The organism is Cohnella candidum (assembly GCF_003713065.1).
GTDB lineage: Bacteria > Bacillota > Bacilli > Paenibacillales > Paenibacillaceae > Cohnella > Cohnella candidum.
Window position 1 is genome coordinate 3952395 of the sequence record NZ_CP033433.1, and the last position, 21657, is coordinate 3974051.

Sequence of the window (21657 nt, forward strand, 5' to 3'; positions counted from 1 at the left end):
GGTCCCCTTTCCTTGGACTGTAGGATCGGTGCCATCCGAAGCACCGTCTTACTCTGCCCAAAAAAGAGCGGCACGAAACGAAAAAACTTCCGTTAAAGGCAAAAAGCCGCCGGTCATTCGCCGGCGGCCTTCTCTTCGAGGTTTCCGAACTGGTTCATGTACATCCGATAGTAGACGCCCTTGCGCTCCATCAATTCATCATGGCTGCCGTGCTCCACGATCTGCCCGTGGTCGATGACCATGATCCGGTCCGCCTCGCGGATCGTGTTCAGCCGGTGAGCGATGATGAACGAGGTTCTCCCCTTCATGACCTGCAGCATGGCATCCTGGATCTGGAGCTCCGTGCGGGTGTCGATGCTGCTCGTCGCCTCGTCCAGGATGAGGATCGAAGGCTTCGCCAGGATGACCCGCGCGATCGCGAGCAGCTGACGCTGCCCTTGGCTGAGATTGCCCCCGTTCTCCGCGAGCACCGTATCGTAGCCGTTCGGCAGCCTGCGGATAAAGGTGTCCGCGTTGGCGAGAACCGCGGCTTCCCGAATCTCTTCGTCCGTCGCTTCCGGATTGCCGTACCGGATGTTCTCCTTGATCGTTCCGGAGAAAAGGTACGTATCCTGAAGCACGATGCCGAAGCTTCGGCGAAGGCTGTCCATCGTATAAGTACGGATATCTCGTTCGTCGATTTCAATGGAGCCGCCGGTTACGTCATAAAACCGGGTGAGCAGGTTGACGATCGTCGTTTTGCCCGCGCCGGTAGGACCCACGAAAGCCGTGCTCGTGCCTGCAGGCGCCTCGAAGCTGATGCCCTTCAGGATCGGCACGTCGGGCCGGTAACCGAACGAAACATTGTCAAACCGCACATGCCCCGACGTGTTTTCGAGCCGGACCGCTTCCGGCGGATCCGCCGGCTCCTCTTCCTCGTCCAACACCTCAAACACCCGTTCCGCGCCGGCGATGCCGGATTGCAGTTGGTTAAACGTATTGGCCAAGTCGTTAAGCGGACGGACGAATTGCCGGGAATAGCTCAGGAAGCTGGCGATCACGCCGACGGTGATCATTTTTTCCACGGCCATCCACGAGCCGGTGATCGCGATCGCGGCGAAGCCGACGTTGCCGATCACGTTCATGAGCGGCATGAGAAAGCCGGAACGGATTTGCGCCTGAACGCCGACCTTGCACAGCTCGTCGTTGACCGCCTCGAATTCGCGGATGACCTTCTCTTCCCGGTTGAAAGCTTTGACGATGTGAATGCCGGAGATCGTTTCCTCCACTTGCCCGTTCAGCGCGCCGAGCCGTACCTGCTGCTCCTTGAATAGCGGCCCGGTTTTGCGTGCTATCGTATTCGTCAGCAGGAAAACCGCGGGCACCGTGATCAAGCTCGCCAACGTCAGCAGCGGGCTGAGGTAAAGCATCATGATGAGCGCGCCCAGGATGGAAATCGAACCGGTCATGACCTGCACGACGGCCTGGGCCACCGTGGAACTGACGTTGTCGATATCGTTGGACAGCCGGCTCATCAGCTCCCCGTGGGAACGGGTATCGAAGAAGCGCAGCGGAAGCCTCTGGATTTTGGCGAACAGCGACCGCCTCAAGCGAAGGACGATACGCTGCGACACGCCCGCCATCAACCAGCCCTGCGCGAAGGTCAGCGCCGCGTCGGACAAGTAGGCCGCCATCAGCGCGATCAGCACGATTTGCAGCTGATTGAAATCGACTTGACCGCGCCCGTTCGCCATCGTGTCGATGGACAAGCCGATCAAATAAGGACCGGCGAGCGTAATCGCGGAGTCGACGATCACCATGCAGAAGGTGAACGTGAGCAGTCCTTTTTCTTTCCCGAAGTAGGACCACAAGCGCTTCAGCGTGCTTTTCCAATCCTTCGGTTTCACTTTGGGGCCGCCTCTTCCGGGATGCCCTCCTCCGGGACCGAAGCCGCCCGCCCGCGGAGCGGGAACGGCGCCGCGCGGACCGGCCGCGTCACGAGGTGGCTGAGACATTCGCGCTCACCTCCTTGCCGATCTGGGACCGGAAAATTTCCTGATAGCTTCGGCACATCCTGAGCAGTTCGTCATGCTTGCCGATGCCCGCGATCTCGCCGTCGTCAAGCACGATGATTTTGTCCGCATCGATGACGGACGTGATCCGCTGGGCGATGATCAGGCAAGTAATCCCTTGCGCGTAGGCTTTCAGCGCCTGCTTGATCCGCGTCTCCGTCGCCGTATCCACCGCGCTCGTGCTGTCGTCTAGGATCAGGATATCCGGCCGGCGGATGAGCGCCCTGGCAATCGACAGCCGCTGCTTCTGCCCGCCGGACAAATTGACGCCCCCTTGTCCCAGCGGGGTGCCGTACCGCTCCGGAAATTTGGAGATGAACTCTTCGGCTTGCGCCATGCGCGCCGCTTGAGCCACTTCCTCCTCGGTCGCGTCTTCTTTGCCCCAACGGATGTTGCTTTCGATCGTCCCGGTGAACAGGATCGATTTTTGCGGGACGACCGCGATCTTTTCCCGCAACTCTTGCGGCTCCAGCGACCGGACATCAACGCCGTCGACGCGGACTGCGCCGGCCGAAACGTCGTAGAACCTCGGGATCAAGCTGACCAAGGTGCTTTTACCGGAGCCCGTGGAGCCGATGATGCCGACCGTTTCCCCCGCCAAGCACGAGAACGAGACTTTTTTCAGCACCGGATCCCCGGACGCGCCTTCGTACGAGAAACTCACCCGGTCGAACTCCAGCTTAGGCGCAGGCCCTCCAGCAGGCGCCGCTCCTGCCTCGCGCGCAGGTTCCCGTTCCATCCGCCGCCCTTCCTCGAACACCTCGCCGATCCGCTCCGCCGAAGCTTTGGCCCGCACGAACATGTTGAACACGAACGAGATCATAAGCAGCGAGAACAGAATCTGAGTCATGTAGTGGATGAAAGCGAGAATATCGCCCACCTGCATGCTGCCGGCATTGACGCGCAGGCCGCCGATCCAAATGATCGCCGCGATGCCGAAATTGACCGTCAGCATGACGCCGGGGCTGAACACCGCCATCACCCGCGAAGCCACCGTCGTACGCTCCCGATACTCCTCGTTCGCCCGGTCGAACTTCCCCATTTCATGGTCGAACCGGTTAAATGCTTTAACGACCCGTACTCCCGACAAATACTCGCGGGACGCTCCGTTGATCCGGTCCAGCGCCCCTTGCACCTTCGCGAACAGCGGGAACCCGATCCTCATGTTGATGAAGATGAGCAGCCCGACGACCGGAACGACGATCAGCAGCACCAACGCCAAATGGCGATTGAGATTCGCGGCCATGATGAGACTGCCGATGCAGATCATCGGCGCCTTCACGAAAATGCGCATGAGGCCGTTGACGAAATTCTGCACCTGCGTCACGTCGTTCGTCAGACGCGTCATGAGCGAGGGCCGGTCGAACTTGTCGATGCTCTCGAACGTGAACGTCTGGATTTTGCGGAACAGATCCGACCGCACGTCCGCGCCGAACCGCTGGGACACCCGGCTCGCGATCAAGTTGCGGATCGTCGCGCCAAGCGCGCCACCTGCCGTCACGAGGAGCATCAGGCCGCCCAGCCGCAGCACTTCATGCATGTCGGAGCCGGTGACGCCGTCATCGACCATCCGCGCCATGATCGTCGGCAGCAGCAGATCGGCGGCGGACTCGATCATCAAGAAGAAAATCGCGATCAGAAAAAGCTTTCCGTACTTCCGCACATAAGGACGAAAGACACCCACTCCGCACCCTCCTCTGCCTTAACAATAATACCTCGGGACCCCGAAGGCCCCCTTCCCGAAAACCCTGCATGTTTAAAGATACTGCTGTGGAAACCAAAAGTCACGACCCCCTCCCTTTGACAGCACCTTACGTTAGCGTTAATTTGGATGAAGGGATTTTTTTCGGACGAATGGGATTCGAGCGAGCTGGCGAGGAGACGAAAACGATGGGGAAAAAGGTGCTCGTGATGACCGCGGTGGATGCCGAGCGGGAGGCGGTACTGCGCGGATTGGACGGCGACGCCCGGTTTGAGGTCGCATTGGCCGGAGTCGGTCCGGCCATGGCGGCCGCCCGCACGGCGGCCAAGCTGGCCGGCGGCGATTACGGGCTCGTGGTGAGCGCGGGAATCGGCGGCGGATTTATCGGAACCGCCCCGGTCGGCAGCCTGGTCGTCGCAAGCGAAATCGTCGCGGCGGATCTTGGCACCGAGACGCCGTCCGGCTTCCTTCCGCTGGACGAGCTGGGGTTCGGCTCGGCCAGGGCGAAGCCGGACAAGGCGCTGGCGGACAAGCTGGCGCGGGCGATCGAAGGAGCCGGGCTGCCGGTCCGCCTCGGTCCCGTACTGACGGTATGTACCGTCACGGGCACGGCCGATTCGGCGGCGGCACGGGCCAGGCGGACTCCCGGCGCGGCCGCGGAAGGCATGGAAGGTTACGGCGTGGCCGTCGCCGCGGGCGAACGGGGGTTGCCGGTGCTGGAATTCCGCGCCATCTCCAACCCCGTCGGTCCCCGCGACCGCGCCGCATGGAAGATCCCACAAGCGCTGAAGGCTCTCGAAGCCGCATGCGCGTTATTACCGGAGGTGTTAGGAAACGCATGAAAATCGCTTTTTCTCCTTGTCCCAACGATACGTTCGTCTTTCATGCCTGGGTGCACGGGCTCATTCCCGGGGCGCCTGAGCTGGACGTCCTGTACGCGGATATCGATATCACCAATCACTTAGCGGCGGAACCGAACGGACCGGAAGTCCTCAAAATCTCGTACGCCGCTCTCCCTTATGTGCTGGATCAGTACCGGCTCATCCCTTGCGGGGGAGCGCTCGGCCGGGGCAACGGACCGCTCGTCCTGACGGCCGGCGAAGCGTCCGGGATCTCGAGCCCGGCGTCGCTCGCCGGTAAGCGGGTCGCCGTTCCGAGCGAGAGGTCGACCGCTTACCTGCTGTTCCGGCTCTGGGCGGCCCAGCAGGTGCCGGGCGGCTTCGGCGAGATTGTCGTGATGCCGTTCCACGAGATCATGCCCGCCGTGCGGGACGGCAAGATCGACGCCGGCCTCGTCATCCACGAAGCCCGGTTCACCTACCCGAATTACGGCCTGACGAAGCTGGCCGACATGGGAAGCTGGTGGGAAGCCGACACCGGCCTGCCGATTCCGCTGGGCGCCATCATCGCCCGACGGGACCAAGACGCGGAGCGGATCGCTTCCTGGGCGCGCCAATCCGTCGAGTATGCGTGGGCGCACCCTGAAGCCTCGAAGGAGTATGTCCTGGGGCATGCGCAAGAGATGGACCCGAAGGTGGCGCAGGATCACATCGATCTCTATGTGAACAAGTTTACCGCCGACCTCGGCGAAGAAGGCTTCGCCGCGATCGAAGCGCTGCTCGGGCGCGCCGCGCGGGAAGGCTTGGTGCCGGCGATCGACCCGGCAGCCCTGCGGTAACGAAAAAATCATTGGAACGGGGAGTCAAGAACGATGAAGACAAGCAAGCTTCGATTAACGATGTTTCTCGTACTCGCGCTTACGATGATCCTGGCGGCATGCGGCAAGAAGAACGAAACCAATGCGGGCGGCGCCTCGCCTTCCGCCTCCGAATCGGCTGCCGAATCGGCTTCTTCGTCTCCGGCCGCTTCCGCTGCGAGCGATACGGCCCCGCATTCGGACAAAAACCCGGTCGTCACGATCGAGATGGACAACGGGCACACGATCAAGCTCGAGCTGTTCCCGGACATCGCGCCGAACACGGTCAACAACTACATTTCGCTCATCAAGAAGGGCTTCTACGACGGCACCATTTTCCACCGCGTCATGCCCGGCTTCATGATCCAGGGCGGCGACCCGAACGGCAACGGAACCGGCGGCCCCGGGTATTCGATCAAAGGCGAGTTCACGGCCAACGGCTTCCAAAACGATCTGAAGCATAAGCGCGGCATCCTCTCGATGGCTCGCAAATCGCAGCCGCTCGACTCGGCAGGCTCGCAATTCTTCATCATGGTCGCCGACGCCCCGTCCCTCGACGGCCAATACGCGGCATTCGGCAACGTCTTGGAGGGCATGGACACGGTGGACGAAATCGTGAACCAGAAGATCGACCCGAGCGATCCGTACGGGACGATGCCCTTGAAGCCGATGGCGATCAAGAAAATGACCGTCGACACCAAAGGCGTGGAATACAAGGAACCGGAAACGATCAAGTAACCGAAAATGGCCGAAACGCCAGACGCCCAGGGCTCATCAAGAGCTTTGGGCGTTTTTGCCGTCCCGGTTTATGATTTTGCGGCGGTTGGTAAAAATACCGGGGACATCCATCTTCCGAAAGGCGGCGAATTGATGACTGACGAAACGCAGAACCGCTCCGGCGGTTCCGGAAACGAAGATACGCTGACCAACCGCCAAGGCCACCCGATCCACGACAACCAGAATGTCCGAACGGTCGGCAGCCGCGGGCCGACGACGCTGGAGAACTACCATTTTATCGAGAAAATCACCCATTTCGACCGCGAACGCATTCCGGAGCGCGTCGTTCACGGCAGGGGCGCTGGCGCACACGGCGTCTTCGAAGCGTATGGCAAAGTCGGCGACGAACCGGTATCCAAGTACACCCGGGCGAAGCTTTTCCAAGCAACCGGCAAGCAAACCCCCGTCTTCGTCCGCTTTTCCACCGTCATTCACGGCATCCATTCCCCGGAGACGCTGCGCGACCCGCGCGGATTCGCCGTCAAATTTTACACCGAAGACGGAAACTGGGACCTGGTCGGCAACAACCTGAAAATTTTCTTCATCCGCGATCCGATCAAATTTCCCGACATGGTCCATGCGTTCAAGCCCGATCCGATTACCAACGTGCAAAGCATGGAGCGTTTCTTCGACTTCGTCTCTCTATCTCCCGAAGCGACGCACATGGTCACGTTCTTGTTCTCGCCGTGGGGCATTCCGGCCAACTACCGGCAAATGCAGGGCTCCGGCGTCAATACGTACAAATGGGTGAACCAGGAAGGCAAAGGCGTGCTGGTCAAGTACCATTGGGAGCCGCTGAAGCAGGGCATTAAAAACCTCACGCAAAAAGAAGCGAACGAGATCCAGGCCACCGATTTCAACCACGCCACGATGGATTTGTACCAAGCGATCGAGCGGGGCGATTACCCGGAGTGGGAACTGTGCGTCCAGATCATGGAGGACGGCGAACATTCAGAGCTCGATTTCGATCCGCTGGACGATACCAAGCTGTGGCCGAAGGATCAGTTCCCGTTCCTGCCTGTAGGCAAAATGACGCTGAACCGCAATCCCGAGGATTACTTCAACGAAGTGGAGCAAGCGGCGTTCGGCACCGGCGTGCTCGTGGACGGCCTGGACTTCTCCGACGATAAAATGCTGCAAGGCCGCACGTTCTCGTATTCCGACACCCAGCGGTACCGCGTCGGCCCGAACTACCTGCAGCTTCCGATCAACGCCCCGAAGGCGAGAGTCGCGACCAACCAGCAGGGCGGCCAGATGCAGTACAAGGTCGACCGCGCGCCGGGACAAAACCCGCACGTCAACTACGAGCCCTCTTCGCTGGGCGGGCTCCGCGAGGCGCCGCGGGACGGCAAGCCGCACGAGCCGGAATATAACGCCCGACTGGTCCGGGAGAAAATCAGCCGGACGAATGATTTCGGGCAAGCCGGGCAGACGTACCGGGAGTTCGAGGATTGGGAGCGCGAAGAGCTGATCGCCAATCTGGCCGGCGCCCTCAGCCAGTGCAAGGAGGATATCCGGGAGCGGATGATCGGCTACTTCACGCAAGCCGATCCGGAATACGGACGGCGGGTGAAGGAAGCGATCGTGAGCGGCGCAATGTCGGACACGATCTCCGGCGCGGATAAGAAGAATTCCGGCCAGATGGGTCACCAAGCCGATCCGTATTGAAAATGTTACGTTCGAAGGCCGCCCGGCAAGGGGCGGCCTTCGCGATATTATGCGCGCTTTAAGCGGTTACCGCGCTCGATACCGCCTTCGCTGCGGGCTTCCTCCACATCCACAGCGTCAATCCGGCGTAGAAGAGCACGACGACCAAGCTCATGTCGCCGGAGACATAAGCCGCGGCATCCGACTTGTTAACATACAGCTCCGCCAACACCGCCCAAGTCAGGTTGTGCGTCGTGTGCATCATGGAAGCCGTCCATACGCTCCCCGTTTTCAGCCGAAGCCTTCCGATTACCGGAGCCAGGAACATCGTGCTCAGCACCATGAGCGGGAACAGGATCCATACGTTTTCGCCGTCATGGTATTCCGTCGTGTTCAAAATGATGGGAGCGTGCCAGACGCCGTGAAGAAGCCCGTTCAGCAGCAAGCCTTTGCGCTCGTTGTTCCCGACCATCCTCGGCAGCAGGTAACCCCGCCAGCCCACTTCTTCCCCAAGCGATTCGAACAGCACCGATTTCACGTATACGATGACCAGAACGATCGGAGCCGCGCTCCACTCGAAGCCGAACAGCTTGTCCGGCACCCGCCATTCCGACAATCCGAACGCCCAGGCCGCCGCATAGCTCAAGGCCAGCGGAATCACCGGCACGATCAAGGCGAACGGCCAGCCGCGCAGCCCCAGCTTATGAAGGCCGAGCTTCTTCCAGCCTTCCTTGCGGTATCCCTCCTTAGTCAGCACCATCGTCATCAGCAGAGCGGCCAGCATCGGAGTGAACATGTAAACCGTCGAGCTGATCCCGGCGATGTAACTGAAGCCTACCCCCAACGCAAGTACCATAATCGCGAACAGCCAAGCTTTTCCGGAATCCTTCAAGTTGTCGAACATGGGTTTATCTCCTTATTTTCGAGGTCGTGATTTAAGAGGCTTATCGCCCTTCGAAAACAAGGTAACAAAAAAAAGTCACCCCCTGGGAGTGACTTTCGGATAACTTGAAGTCACGATTTGAGCCGCCGGCGGTTAGCCGAAAGTCATCCGTGCCCTTCCCCGTCAAAATACGGTTGCGCTCTTGGCGATCTTCATCGCCTCGTCTTCCTGCACCTGCTTGGCGTCGAAGCGAAGGTCGTACACGACTTTCTGATCGGCAAGGAAAAAGAAATAGTGCAGTTCTTCTCGTTTGCCGTCTTCCCCTTCGCCTTCTATCGTGAGCTTCGCTTCGATCGTTTTCACCGGAAAATCCTTGAGCTCGGTTTGCGAGTCGACGGTTGCGCCATTCGGCAGCAGCCCTTCGAGCGTATCGTTGTAGCCCAAACCATCCAGGCCGCCGACCGGCGTTCCTCCATTTTGGAAGGTGAACGATTCTTCCCCGTTTTGCGTCGTCCATGCCGAAGGCAGGAGGATGGAAAGGTGAATGGCCTTGACCGGCGTGCCCTTGTCCAAGGGCGCAGCTTCAGGCTGTGCAGATCCCGACGCGGATGCGGACGGGGCCGCAGAGGAAGGCGAAGCCTCTTGGTTCGATTTCGCGGTGCTGCAGGCCGCTGCCGTGAGCAGCAAGCCCGCGGACAGCAGAATCAGGAATCTTTTCATCATGACGGTCATCTCCTAGCGGTATGCGATGTTGAGTTCTTGCAGCGCAAAATGCGGGCCTTTCTCTTCGTTCGTGTTGCGGGAGAACACAATGCGGGCGCCGTCCGGCGACCAAGCCGGGCTTTCTTCGGAACTAATGGCGCTGACGGTGTATGCGGCCGACGTCTCACCTTTGGCGTCGGATTCGGCCAGCAGGCGCTTGATCCTATCTTCCGGGTAAATACCGGTCGTCAGCGGCGTCTCCTTGCCGCTCTCGGCGTTCACCGCCCACAGCTCTTGATACGTGACGTCAGCCGTGAAGGTTTCCTTTCCTTTCGCGTCCGTCCGCAGGGCGCGATGCTCGATCCGGGTTTTGACGAACGCGATGAACGGGCCGTTCGGGGACCAAGCCGGCTGGCTGCCGGAGACGAGAGCGCGGTCATGCCCGCTGCCGTTGACGTCGACGATATGGATCTCCGTTATGCCCGAATCCGTCGGCGCCGCGTAGGCGATTTGGCTGCCGTCCCGCGACCACGAAGGCTCCTTGCCTTTCGCAACGGCGGTAAGGCCGGTACCGTCGGCGTTCACGATCATGACCCTCTGCTCCTGCACAACGCCTGTTTCGTCCGACAGCGTCGCATGGGTGGCGGTGAAGGCGATCTTCTTGCCGTCGGGGGACCAGACGGGGCTTTCGTACGCCGTATCGTCGTCGCCCGGTTTGGCGATTTCCTTCGGTGCGCTTCCATCGCGTTGGACAACCCATAGGCCCGGCGAAGAAGGCCCTGGCGTGCCGGACTCGTAACCCACGAATGCTGCCAGGCTGCCGTCCGGCGACCAAGCCATATCCCGCATGTAAGCGAAGCCGAGCGGGAAAGCCTGCGATGTGTAGTCGACCCGATTCCAAACATTCACCCGATCATCCGTACCGTAGGTGACGGTGTCCAGGTTCCCGGCATACCGCGGGTAGAGGGCGGCCTGTACGCCCAGATCCGCGAGCTCTCCGCTGCCGGTCACCCGGATCTCGGAGGCGCTGACCGTCTCGCCGGACCACCACTGGCTGGAGAACACGGCCGCCGCGACCATCAGCGATGCCGCCGCCGTCAGCCAACCTCGCTTTCGCCAGGACGGACGTACCCGGCGCGCCGGAGGCGCCTCCTTCACGACCGTCGGTGTCGCTTTCGTTTCCTGCAGGATCCGCTGCCAGCCCCGCTCTTCGAAGCCCGCCGAAGCCGGCTCGAACGTACGGGCGGAACGGACGCGCTCGATCGTTTCCGCGATGCCCGCCAGTTCCGGGTCGGCGGACAACAACCTTTCCCAATCTTGCTCCTCGTCCAATAAGGCCGATACCTGTCGTTCCCTTGCATCGGTCATGTGATCATCTCTCCTTGCCCGGCCTTGATGCCAAGCGCTTGTTGAATGGTTCGTATCGCGCGGAATTGCAGCGTTCGAACGGAGGTTTCGGTTTTGCCGGTCAGTTCCGCGGTTTCCCTGACGGAATACCCTTGGATCAGCCGAAGCCGGACGATCGTCCGCTGGTCTTCGTTCAGGACGTCCAGCGCCTGGCGGACCTGCTCGTCGTGAATGTACCGGTGTTCCGGATCGCCCGATCCATCGTCACCTAAGACCCTGTCGTCCATCGCCACCGTTTGGGCCCGGCTTTTGTCGCTCCTCCACCGGTCGATGATGAGCCGCATGGCCGTCCGTTTCAGCAAACCGACGATCGGGGAGTCCGCGTAATCCTTGCCGCTGCGCATGAGGCGGATGAAGGTCTCCTGCGTCAAATCCTCCGCTTCCTGCCTGCTTCCGACTTTGTAGTAAATGTATCTGTACGTTTCCTGCCAATGTTCTTTCCAGATGCTTTCCCAGTCCAACATGATCGATCCTCCGTGAATAAGAGCCGGCTCTGTCATTGTAAACGAGCGCCGTTTCATTTCGTTACAGGACCGCGCAAAAAAAACGCCTGCCCCCTCGGGACAGGCGTTCGGATTCAAGCTTCGTCGGATTCGACGTACCGCTGGAGAGCGGCCAATTTGTTTTCCCAATAACGTTCGAAATAGTTCAGCCAGCGTTTGAGCTCAAGCAGCGGATCCGGATCCATGCGGTACCGGGTTTCCCGGCCGACCTTGCGCTCCTTGACGAGGCCGGCGTCGGCGAGGATGCGCAGATGTTTGGACACGGCCGTGCGGCTCATCGGAAAATGCCCGCTGAGCGCGGTCACTGGCATCTCCCCTTCGTCGAGCAGCAGCAGCAGCTTGCGGCGGGTCGGATCGGCAATCGCTTGGAAGACGTCGTGTTTCGGCAACGTCTCCGGCATTTCAGCCCTCGATGAACTGAGCCAGTTTGTTGCCGATACCGGACCAGCCGTTCGCCATGATTTCGCGCACCTGCGTGTGCGGTTGGTTGAATTCGGTAACCTTCTCGGCATCCCAACCGCCGTGGATCAGCGTGAATTCCGTGCCGCCTTCCGGCAGCTCCTTCAATTCGAACGTCAGCGTCCAATCCTTGCCCCAGTTGAATGACACGCGATTCGGCGGATCGATGACCGTCACTTTGCAAGGAGATTGGCCGAACGGGCCGGCTTCGAGATGGAACTCATGGCCGACGACCGGCTGGAAGTCGTTCGGCATGAACCAAGAAGAGATGCCTTCCGCCGTGGAGACGGCTTCCCATACTTTGGAGATCGGCGCTTTCAATACTTTCGTCTGACGAATATCCGGCAATGTTTGCGACATGATGTTATCCTCCTTCTGTTACGAAACCATTTGGTTTCACTTCATGAGATCGATTATACGAAACTAAAAGGTTTCATGTCAACTGGAAGATACTCGGGTTCAAATCCGGTGTTTTCTTCGCTCAATGACCGGGAACTCCCCGATGCGCAGCTTGGCGCCGGCATAGGGAACGAGCGTAAGCTCCACGATCGGCGACCCGTCCGTATCCGGCACGAGCGGCGGCGTCCCGGCGTTGTTGCCTTCCATCGCCCAATTCCGCACCGGCTGGCCCAAAGCGGTGATGCGCACCGGCGACTGCGATGCGTCGAACGGCTGCTCCGGAAGCTCTGGGATGTCTTCCTGCCGGTTGAACCGGAACTCCGTGCCTTCAAGGAGCCCGTACTTCCAAGGGGAGGCCGGGTAGATCTCCCAATCTTGAAAACGTGCGCGGCGGGTGAGCTGCTGCCAGTTCTCGCCGATCGGAAGCGCGTAGACGAGCGGGCCCCGCTCCACGCTGACCGCGTTGAAATGCCGGCTCTCCGTGCGGATTTCCATCGGCAGTCCGATCACGACCGTGTCGCCGTCCGCCCATTCGCGATGCAATTGCACGTATCCCTTATCCGGGATCCCGGCTACGACCGGAGTTCCGTTTACCGTAATGGTCGGTGCCGCGCACCAGCCCGGAATTCTCAGCGCAAGCGCGAAGGTCGCGGGACGATCAAGCGACAGGCGCAGAGTCGCCTCTTCCCGGAACGGATACTCTCCCTCCACTTTCATCCGTAATTGTGCCCCATCTCCAACCCGGGCACTCACTTCGCACGGGGCGTAGGACACTGCGGCCAATCCGCCGCGCCCGTCGGCCACCCACAGATGCGAAGCCAGCTTGGGCCAGCCTTGGTGCATGTTGGCCGTGCAGCAACCGAAGTTCGGCTCCAGGCCGAACAGGTTCGCTTCCGGCCCGTTGCTCCAGGCGCGCGGCGCGACGTTGCACACGATCTGGTTCACCTGCTGATCGTACTGGTGCGAGGTCCAATCCTTCGAGATGGCCGCGGGAAGCGCGTTAAACGCCACTTTTTCCAAAATGTCGCCGTACCGGCCGTCCCCGAAAACGCGGACCAACTGCTCCATCGTGAACATGTATTCCACGACGGCGCACAGCTCTACCCCTTGGCTCGGGTGCGTGCCGGACAGCCATTCGTCCCCGGAAAACATGCCGTGAGCCTGTCCGTGATACGTCATCAGGCTGTCGATGCCGCGGTCCACGGCTTCTTTGAGTTCCGGCGTGCCGTCCAGCTCGTATTGAATGGCCGGCGTTTTGAGCCCCATGGCCACGTTTACCACATGGGTGCGCCAATCCCACTGCTCGACTTTGCGCCAGTACGGGAAGTTCCGGAAAATGCCCGTCCAATCCGTCGTCTGCTCCGCGATCACTTCCGCCAGCTCCAGCAGCATCGGATCCGGCTGACGTCTGTGCAGCCACAGCACGCCCAGCAGCAAGTCCGCGCCCCGGGCTTCCGCCCAGCCCCGCAGCGGCTGCTCGCCGATCGTCCGGTTCACGTAACCGAAAAATTTCGCCAGAAAAGGAACGACCCGCTCGTCCCCCGTCGCTTCCTGATACTGCGTGAGCACCTTGACCATGATCGTCAGGTGCCACCAATCCTGCTTTTTGTCCACGTCGTGATTAACGGTCGCGATGTGATCCGGACCGAAATTCCCTTCTTCCCGCTGGCTGCCCAGCGTCCATTCGATCCACCGGCCCGCTTTGGCGATCAGCTTCTCGTCCTCGAGCAAGTACGCCAGCGGCACCAGCCCGTCGAGGTAATAAGGGCCGCGTTCCCAACTGTCTCCTTGGCCTCCGATCCAGCCGTTGTCCGGCCCGACGTCCGGCCAATGCTCCTCCAGATGCCCGGTCAGGCCCTCCGCCTGAATGCGAAGTTGGTTTCTCAGCCAGCCTGCAGGTTTGATGCTTCCGAGGGGCAGCGATTCGAATGCGGTCGGATATACGTTCATGTTCGCTCTTCCTTCCCTGATGGAATGATGCGTTCGCGACCACTATACACCTCTTTCGCACCCTGTTCCTATACACGATCGCACTTCGTTTTTATCCTATCGCAACATTGTTGGAGTTTGGGCGGTTTTCCGTTCCGGCTCTTCAGCGTTACAATAGAGACATGAACGAGTTGAGAGGGCGTGCTCCGAATGTTGCGATTCGTATCTCCACCCATGCCCCATATCACGTTGGGCGGAGAAGATACCTACCCCGTGGGAGGCACGCATCCCAACCGCTCGCAAATCGGCGTTTTCGACCTCCTCGTCGTCACGAGAGGGGGATTGTTTCTCGAGGAAAACGGCATCGCGCATGACGTGCCCGCCGGCCATTACGTCATCCTGCGGCCGGACATGCCGCATCGGACGCGAATGCCTTGCCGCGAAGAAACGCATTTTTACTGGATCCATTTTCATACGGTCGGCAGTTGGAGCGAGACGGAAGAGCGGCAGCCGCTGTCGGCTATCGACGACGGCAAGCCGTATTCGCCGATCGAGTCCTTCTCGTTCTATCTGCCCGCGCACGGCTCTTGGATGAGCTCGCCCGGCGTTCCGGAGCTGATCCGGCGCTTGCTGCCGCTTCAGGATGAGCAGTCGGCAGTCTCCCGATGGAAGCAGCAACAGCTGTTCCATGAGCTGCTGCTTCAGCTTCAGCAGGAAGCGGAGCCGCCCTCAGACAGCCCGCATTATGCGGTCGCCGAGAAAGCGGCCGCCTTCCTCCGCGACCATTACCGCGAGGAAGTCGGCTACCGCCGGTTGTCCGAGGCGCTGCATTTTCATGCCAACTACATTTCCATCTGCATGAAGCGAACGTTCGGCTGCACGCCGCTCGACTATTTGACCCGCCATCGGGTCGAACAAGCGAAACGGCTGCTCATCCATACCGACGGAAAAATCGGCGGCATCGCGGAGGAGACGGGGTTCGGCTCGTTCCCTTACTTCGTGCGCTGTTTTACGCGGTACGCGGGCATGACGCCCAAAGCCTTCCGCAAACAGTACCGGCAGACGGAGCCGGGGGCTGAGCGCATGCAAACCTTGCCGGAAATTTGATATGCTAATACAACGACCCTACGAAACGGAGGCTGATCTCATGACCGCGGGAATACCCGGTATTACTTTGTCCGTCCTTGATTTGGCTCCCATCGTCGAAGGCGGAACCCCGGCGGAAGCCCTCCGCAACACGCTGGACCTCGCCCGCCATGCCGAGCAATGGGGTTACCGGCGCTACTGGCTGGCGGAGCACCATAACATGCCGGGCATCGCCAGTTCGGCGACGTCGCTCGTCATCGGCCACGTTGCCGCCGGCACGGAGAAAATCCGCGTCGGCTCCGGCGGGATCATGCTGCCAAACCACGCGCCGCTGGTGATCGCCGAGCAGTTCGGTACGCTGGAGTCGCTCTACCCCGGCCGGATCGATCTGGGGCTCGGCCGCGCGCCCGGCTCCGACATGCGGACGGCCCGTGCGCTTCGCAGAACGCTGGGCAGCAACGGGGACGATTTTCCCGAGCTGCTGAGCGAGCTTCGCGCTTATTTCGATCCTTCGTTCGAGCCGTTCACGCCTGGAGTTCGCGCCATTCCCGGAGAGGGTCTCGACATTCCGATCTGGCTGCTCGGCTCCAGCGGATTCAGCGCCCAATTGGCGGCCCGGCTGGGACTTCCGTTCGCGTTCGCCAGCCATTTTGCGCCCGAGTACCTGTTGCCTGCCTTGGAGCTCTACCGCAGCAACTTCCAGCCCTCCAAGGACCTCGCCAAGCCGTACGTCATGGTCGGCATGAACGTCATTGCCGCCGAAACGGAAGAAGAGGCCCGCCGGCTGGCGACCTCTCCTCTGCAGCAGTTTTTGAATATCATCCGCGGCCGGACCGGCCAGCTCAAGCCCCCGGTGGATAGCATGGACGGATTGTGGTCCGAACAAGAGAAAATGATGGTGGAGTCCATGCTCCGTTACGCGATCATCGGGGACCGAAACACGATCCGCGAGAAGCTTCCCGCGTATCTGGAGGAAACGAAGGCCGACGAGATCATCGTTACCGCGCAAATTTTCGACCATCAAGACCGGTTGAAATCGTATCAAATCCTCGCCGAGACCGTTCTCGGCTAACTCAAAAAGGGTAGAGCTCGTTGAGCTCTGCCCTTTTTTTCCTCTATCTTTGGTGATGTGCCGAATAGCGCGGGTGGCGCGTTATTTCGTTGCGATTTCGAAAGTGCGTGCCAAATAGCGCGGATGGCGCGCTATTTCGACGGAATCGCGGAACATGAGCGAACGGGATACCCGAGTCAGGCGACTTTTAGACATGCGATTCCCCTCTTCACCCAGCCACGCCCGCTTCCACCCCGGCCTCCACCTTCCGCGGACGGAACAAAAACCCCAGCAGCGCAAAACCCAAAAACGCGAATCCCAAGAACAAAAAGATGCTGTGAATCGAGACATAGCGGATCCCGTATCCTCCAAGCATAGGGCCCATCACGCTGCCAATGCTGAAGTGGATCGAAGCGATCACGTTCGCCGCGGGCAGAATCGGCCGGGGCAGGATGTCGGCGGCGTAGGCCAGGCCGAGCGAATAGAACGAGCCCACCACCCCGCCGGCGACGGCGAACAACAGGAACAGCAGCGCAAGCGAACTGCCGGCCAGCGGAACGCACAGAAATGCCGCCGATCCGATCACGGCGCAGCCGACGAGCACCGGTTTGCGGCCGATCCGGTCGCTCAACATGCCCAACGGCAGCTGCAGCACCAGGGCGCCGATACCGAATGCGAGCAGCAGCAAGGAAATCCAGTCCTCACGCAAACTGATGCGAAGGCCGTACAGCGGAAAGCTGCTGTTCATGGAGGCTTCCATAAGCCCGTACAGCAAGCTCGGAATCAGCACGAACCAAGCCAGCCGGTACGTCCGGACGAACCGGTTCTCCGACGACTCCGACTTGCCCGCCCGTTCGACGTGTTCGTTCGGAATCCGCAACAACAGCAGCAATACAGTCAGGAAGAATACCCCGTTGACCAGGAACGGCACAGCCTGGCCGAACGGCAGCAAGTTGATCCCCAGCGGGCCCACGCTGAACCCGACCCCGTATGCCATGCCGTACAGCGAGATGTAACGCCCTCTCCGGTCCGCCGGACTGGAGCTGACGATCCACAGCTGCGTGGCGAAGTGCAAGGAACTGTCCCCGATGCCGATCAGCAGCCGAAGGACGAACCACAAACCTAAAGATTGGCTCACCGGAAACAGCAGCATGGAAACCGCCACCAACCCGATGCCCGCCAAAATCACCTTTTTATATCCGAACCGCAGCACCGGCTTCTCCACGAAAAACATCGTACAAAATATACCGATATACAAAGCCGCGGAATTGATCCCGTTCATATCCGAGGATACGCCTGACCGCTCCAACAGGATGGACAACAGCGGCAGCAGCAGGCCTTGGCTCATACCCGCCACGACGACGACTAGAAGCAAAACGATGAAGCGATATTGCGCGGAGATGGCCTTCACTTTCTATTCCCCCGAAAACAAAATGAAAAGTGGCTCCCGGAGCCACTTTTCACATGGTAACACGCTTATTCGCGATACGCCATCATCCGTACTGATAAACGCTGTTGGTGAATGCATCCATCATGAGGCTCAGATGGATCATCTCCGTCTTGCGCTCTTCATCCGCCGCACCCATCGCATAGAAGATCGGCACGAAATGCTCCTTCGCCTGCGGAGGCACCGCGATTTTGGCATAAGGCGCAAGCTCTTCGTAACGGAACAAGGAATCGAGGTCCCATTGCACCATGTGATCCTTAAGCCATTGCTCGAAACCGACGGCCAAAGCCTTCACCGCCGCCTTATCCTGAACGCCGAACAAGCCGAAATTGTGCACCGTCACGCCGCTGCCGATAATGAGAACGTCTTGTTCCCGCAAAGGGGCGAGCGCCTGGCCGATCCGGTACTGCTCCTCGGGAGTCAGATCCGGATTGACCGACATGGCGATGAGCGGAATGTCCGCATTCGGGTAGATCCGGTTCAGGATCGTCCACGAGCCGTGGTCGAGCCCGCGCTTCGTTTCGGCGCGATTTTCGATCCCCGCGTCGGTCAGCAGCTGCTGAATTTGCCGGGACAATTCCTTATCGCCTTTAGCCGGATAAACCACCTGATAAAGCTCGTTCGGGAATCCCCCGAAATCGTAAATCATCGAATAGTCGTCGATTTCGCTGACCATTTGGACGCGGCTCTCCCAATGCGCGGAGAACAACACGATCGCTTTGGGGCGCGGAAACGTACGGCCCAGCTGCTCCAGGAATTGCGCGTATTCGCTTTGCTCAATGGCCACCATCGGCGAGCCATGGGCTATGAATAGGGATGGAATCATAAGTTTGAACCCCCAAACTGAACTTGAATTAAGCACAGTATAGTCGGAAAAGAAACCCGAGTCAAGCCGGAGCTTTATCGGGCAAGCGACGCGGCCGCCCGGGCCGCAATATCGGCTATCGTATAGCGTGCATAGATTTCCAGCATGCTATTCTCCGTCTGATCGGTCATTTCGCGGAACACCGATTTGACGGCTTGTCCGTTCGGGCAATCGGTCGTCGACTCCAGCAGGCCCGTCTTGAGCGGATCGCTCATCTGCACGGCGCGGTAGACGTCGGCGACCGTAATCCGGTCGGCCGGCTGGGCGAGAATATAGCCTCCGTCCCTACCCTCCCGCGCCTCGACGAGCCCCGCCCGAACGAGCGGGGACATCATCCTGCGCATGAACGTCGTGCCCGATTTCATGTTCTGGGCGATTTGCTGGCTGGGACAAACGTTATCGGAAGCCGACAGGAAGACCAGCGCTTGGATCGCGAGGCCGAAAGCCGTCGGCGTCAAGGAACTTTGAGATTTGACTGGGGCCATGAACTTCACCTCGCTTCTATTGTGGCCTAACCGGGCCGCCATTGGCAAGTAAGGGAGTGCAAAGCTGGGCCAGACTAGCGTCGCGTCATGAAATACAGAAACCAGACGGCATGGTTCTGTTCGTCCGCCGCCGCGCGCCGGAAAGCCTCCCGGGTGTGCGGATCGTCCGCCTTATCGGCGATTTCATGGTAAAAGTCGACCGTCTCCTGCTCATCTTTGAAGGCGAAGTCCAACCCGGCGATATAATCGGCCGGACATCCCTCTTGGATCTGAGGGGTCGGTTAATGGCCGCTCAGCCGGAAGTAAATCTGGGAGAAATGCTGGTAATGCCGGATCTCGTCCTGCCGGATTTCCAAAATCCGCTGCTTCGTATCCGCATCCGGCGCCAGCTTCGACAATCTCTCGTAACACGCGATGGCGCTGTATTCCCCGTTGATCGCCTTGGCGATATCGTTTAACAGCCCTTGGTTGGCCGGAAACCGGTCGTAAATCGACGGATAATATTCATACATGCCTTTCATTCCTCCTTCACGTTTGGCCTCTCTGGGCGGAAGCCCGCATACCAATCTATGCGGAGGAACGAAAAAAGGCCCGCGATCGGCAGGCCCCCTTTTTAAAACAATCCTTCCTCCGACGCCTTCCGCATCGCGGATGCCCGGTTATGGACGTTGAGCTTGGAGTAGATGCTCGAAATATAGTTCTTCACGGTCCCTTCGGACAGGAACATCCTCTCCGCTATGCTGCGGTTCGCCAATCCCTCCGAAATGTACTGCAGCACTTGAAGTTCCCGGTCCGTCAGTCCGTATTCGGAATCCTTCGTCTTCTCCGGAACGGGATGGCGGTCTCGCTCGTTCATCGTACGGGAAAATAACGCTTTCGCTACCTCCCGGGTGATCATCGTCTCCCCGCGGTGCACCAACCTTATCGCGCCTGCCAGGTCGGTCGGGTCGATCGCTTTCAAAATGTACCCTTCCGCGCCGGCGTTTAACGCGGAGACGACGTACTCCACCTCCTGAAACGTCGTCAGCATGATCACTTTCACGTCCGGCCACCGCCGCTTGATTTCCGCGGTCGCCTCAACCCCGTCCATGACCGGCATATGGATATCCATCAGTACCAAGTCGGGCTGCAGTTCGCCCGCCTTGTCCACGGCCGCCTTGCCGTTCTCGGCCATGCCGGCGATCTCGATGCCTTCGGCCATTCCGAGTACGATGCCCAGGCTCTTGCGGATCAGCTCTTGGTCCTCTGCGATAAGCACTCGAATCCGTTCCATTTTCTCACGCCCCCTCGCGCTTCCACTCCAACTGCCCTACTTTCACGACCGGCACCTCGCACACGACGATCGTACCCCGATCGGGATTGGACTCGACCTCCAGCGTCCCGTTCAGGTTCGCCATCCGGTCATGCATGGCCTGCAGCCCGAACCCTCGGACTAGTTCGCTCGTTCCTCTGCCGTTGTCCGCGATGCGGAGCTTGACCGAGCTCCGCCCGAACGAAAGCTCCACGCCCACCCGGGTTGCCGCCCCATGCTTCTTCGCGTTGGTAAGCGACTCCTGCAGGCAGCGGATGAACGCCCAGCGAACTTGTTCGGAGACGGCATATTCCGCTCCGATGACGTCGAACTCGACCGCCGTGCCCGTATGCAGCGCGAACTCGCTGCCGATCTGGCCCAGCGCGGCGGCAAGCGACTGTTCGTCTTTCTCGGGCGCGATTTGGTGGATGTGCCTCCTTACCTCGTCGAGCCCGCCCCGGGTGACTTGCAGCAGCTCGCGCAGGCTTTTCTTCGCTTCCTCCGGAGATAAGTCGATCAAATAGTAAACCGCGTCCATGCCCATGATCGTCGTCGTAAACGTGTGACCGACGGTATCGTGCAAATCCCTGGACAGCCGGTTTCTCTCTTCCGCCAAGGTCAGCTTCTCGATTTGCTTCGAATAGAGCTCCAGCGTCTGGTTCTGCTCCTGGATGATGCCGTACATGCCGTTGATTTTCTGATAGGAATCCACGAGCCGCTGGAAACAGAAGCCGATCCCGAACAGAACGGCCAGGTTGAAAATTTCATCGCCGACCGAGGAGAGCGAGAACCCCCAAATCCAGCCGGCCAGTACGGGCATGAACACGACGCCGGCAATGCCCGACCAAACGGCCGACCAACGGATGCTGATGAATCCGAGCGTCAGGATCGGCACGTTGTAGAAATCGAATCCGCCTCCGACGCTCTTGGAGTAGAACAGATACATCCCGCCCGAAATGACCAGTTCCGCCAGCGGAGGCACCCACGTGGGGACCTTGCGGATGAGGAAGAGCGACAGCGGCACGGCGAAGGAAAGGGCGAAGCCCGCCGTTACCAGCCAGATCGTGCTTCTGTCCCAATGAATGCCCGTCGTCTCGGTAAAATGCTTGGATTGGAAGTGCAGCTCGTTCAGGCCGCCGACGAACCATACCGCGCGCATCGCGATGACGACGGTAACGAACCAGTGCCATTGCGGCTTCATCTTGGATGCCAATCGGTCGTCACCGTCCTTTGTCCCGTTTTCCATTCATCCAGTATAAGTCCATCGGTTCCATCAA

Annotated in this window: 20 protein-coding genes and 1 pseudogene; 6 read left to right on the top strand and 15 right to left on the bottom strand. The window is 59.9% G+C overall.

Annotated features, from left to right (window positions below; translation table 11 throughout):
- Positions 1-113: 113 nt before the first annotated feature.
- On the bottom strand, positions 114-1994 hold the full coding sequence (locus EAV92_RS18055; RefSeq protein WP_123042383.1) for an ABC transporter ATP-binding protein: 1881 nt from the start codon (positions 1992-1994) through the stop codon (positions 114-116).
- Complete coding sequence (locus tag EAV92_RS18060) at positions 1975-3669, bottom strand: ABC transporter ATP-binding protein (RefSeq protein WP_420888832.1); 1695 nt, start codon at positions 3667-3669, stop codon at positions 1975-1977. Before EAV92_RS18060 ends, EAV92_RS18055 begins: the two co-directional genes overlap by 20 nt.
- Positions 3670-3941: 272 nt before the next feature.
- On the opposite strand from EAV92_RS18060, the gene EAV92_RS18065 reads away from it, so the two are divergent.
- From EAV92_RS18065 to EAV92_RS18080, 4 genes are all read left to right on the top strand, one after another.
- Complete coding sequence (locus tag EAV92_RS18065) at positions 3942-4595, top strand: futalosine hydrolase (RefSeq protein ID WP_241158307.1); 654 nt, start codon at positions 3942-3944, stop codon at positions 4593-4595.
- A complete protein-coding gene (locus EAV92_RS18070; protein WP_123042386.1) occupies positions 4592-5431 on the top strand; it encodes a 1,4-dihydroxy-6-naphtoate synthase in 840 nt (279 codons plus the stop codon). The genes EAV92_RS18065 and EAV92_RS18070 overlap by 4 nt, the downstream gene beginning before the upstream one ends.
- Positions 5432-5464: 33 nt before the next feature.
- Positions 5465-6187, top strand: coding sequence for a peptidylprolyl isomerase (locus EAV92_RS18075; RefSeq protein ID WP_123042387.1), 723 nt, complete (start codon positions 5465-5467; stop codon positions 6185-6187).
- 132 nt (positions 6188-6319) lie between these two features.
- Positions 6320-7894, top strand: coding sequence for a catalase (locus EAV92_RS18080; protein WP_123043799.1), 1575 nt, complete (start codon positions 6320-6322; stop codon positions 7892-7894).
- Positions 7895-7952: 58 nt separating this feature from the next.
- Here EAV92_RS18080 and EAV92_RS18085 read toward each other — a convergent pair whose 3' ends face one another.
- From EAV92_RS18085 to EAV92_RS18115, 7 genes are all read right to left on the bottom strand, one after another.
- A complete protein-coding gene (locus tag EAV92_RS18085) occupies positions 7953-8777 on the bottom strand; it encodes a CPBP family glutamic-type intramembrane protease (RefSeq protein WP_123042388.1) in 825 nt (274 codons plus the stop codon).
- Positions 8778-8939: 162 nt separating this feature from the next.
- Entirely contained in the window at positions 8940-9479 is a 540-nt protein-coding gene (locus EAV92_RS18090; RefSeq protein ID WP_123042389.1) for a hypothetical protein, read from the bottom strand.
- Between the two features lie 12 nt (positions 9480-9491).
- Complete coding sequence (locus EAV92_RS18095) at positions 9492-10826, bottom strand: TolB family protein (RefSeq protein ID WP_123042390.1); 1335 nt, start codon at positions 10824-10826, stop codon at positions 9492-9494.
- A complete protein-coding gene (locus EAV92_RS18100; RefSeq protein ID WP_164472836.1) occupies positions 10823-11329 on the bottom strand; it encodes an RNA polymerase sigma factor in 507 nt (168 codons plus the stop codon). The genes EAV92_RS18095 and EAV92_RS18100 overlap by 4 nt, the downstream gene beginning before the upstream one ends.
- A gap of 113 nt (positions 11330-11442) precedes the next feature.
- Positions 11443-11769, bottom strand: coding sequence for an ArsR/SmtB family transcription factor (locus EAV92_RS18105; RefSeq protein WP_123042392.1), 327 nt, complete (start codon positions 11767-11769; stop codon positions 11443-11445).
- A 1-nt stretch (position 11770) separates the two neighbouring features.
- The gene (locus tag EAV92_RS18110; RefSeq protein ID WP_123042393.1) at positions 11771-12187 is read right to left on the bottom strand and encodes an SRPBCC family protein; all 417 of its coding nucleotides are present in this window, start codon (positions 12185-12187) and stop codon (positions 11771-11773) included.
- A gap of 99 nt (positions 12188-12286) precedes the next feature.
- A complete protein-coding gene (locus EAV92_RS18115) occupies positions 12287-14176 on the bottom strand; it encodes a beta-L-arabinofuranosidase domain-containing protein (protein ID WP_123042394.1) in 1890 nt (629 codons plus the stop codon).
- A gap of 189 nt (positions 14177-14365) precedes the next feature.
- Here EAV92_RS18115 and EAV92_RS18120 point away from each other — a divergent pair, with 189 nt between their 5' ends.
- Positions 14366-15262: a helix-turn-helix domain-containing protein gene (locus tag EAV92_RS18120; protein ID WP_123042395.1), complete on the top strand. Its 897-nt coding sequence runs from the start codon at positions 14366-14368 to the stop codon at positions 15260-15262.
- A gap of 40 nt (positions 15263-15302) precedes the next feature.
- Positions 15303-16313 (top strand): LLM class flavin-dependent oxidoreductase, encoded by a 1011-nt coding sequence (locus EAV92_RS18125; RefSeq protein ID WP_123042396.1) that lies wholly within the window; start codon positions 15303-15305, stop codon positions 16311-16313.
- Positions 16314-16521: 208 nt separating this feature from the next.
- On the opposite strand, the gene EAV92_RS18130 is transcribed toward EAV92_RS18125, so the two are convergent.
- The 6 genes and pseudogenes from EAV92_RS18130 to EAV92_RS18155 form a co-directional block, all read right to left on the bottom strand.
- On the bottom strand, positions 16522-17703 hold the full coding sequence (locus EAV92_RS18130; protein ID WP_206424234.1) for an MFS transporter: 1182 nt from the start codon (positions 17701-17703) through the stop codon (positions 16522-16524).
- An 82-nt stretch (positions 17704-17785) separates the two neighbouring features.
- Complete coding sequence (locus EAV92_RS18135; RefSeq protein ID WP_123042397.1) at positions 17786-18565, bottom strand: DODA-type extradiol aromatic ring-opening family dioxygenase; 780 nt, start codon at positions 18563-18565, stop codon at positions 17786-17788.
- Between the two features lie 74 nt (positions 18566-18639).
- Positions 18640-19089 (bottom strand): RrF2 family transcriptional regulator, encoded by a 450-nt coding sequence (locus EAV92_RS18140; RefSeq protein ID WP_164472837.1) that lies wholly within the window; start codon positions 19087-19089, stop codon positions 18640-18642.
- Between the two features lie 74 nt (positions 19090-19163).
- A pseudogene (locus EAV92_RS18145) lies at positions 19164-19601 on the bottom strand (ferritin family protein).
- Positions 19602-19702: 101 nt separating this feature from the next.
- Positions 19703-20362, bottom strand: a complete 660-nt coding sequence (locus tag EAV92_RS18150) for a response regulator transcription factor (RefSeq protein ID WP_123042399.1) — start codon at positions 20360-20362, stop codon at positions 19703-19705.
- Positions 20363-20366: 4 nt separating this feature from the next.
- Positions 20367-21593, bottom strand: a complete 1227-nt coding sequence (locus tag EAV92_RS18155; protein WP_164472838.1) for a sensor histidine kinase — start codon at positions 21591-21593, stop codon at positions 20367-20369.
- Between the last annotated feature and the right edge of the window lie 64 nt (positions 21594-21657).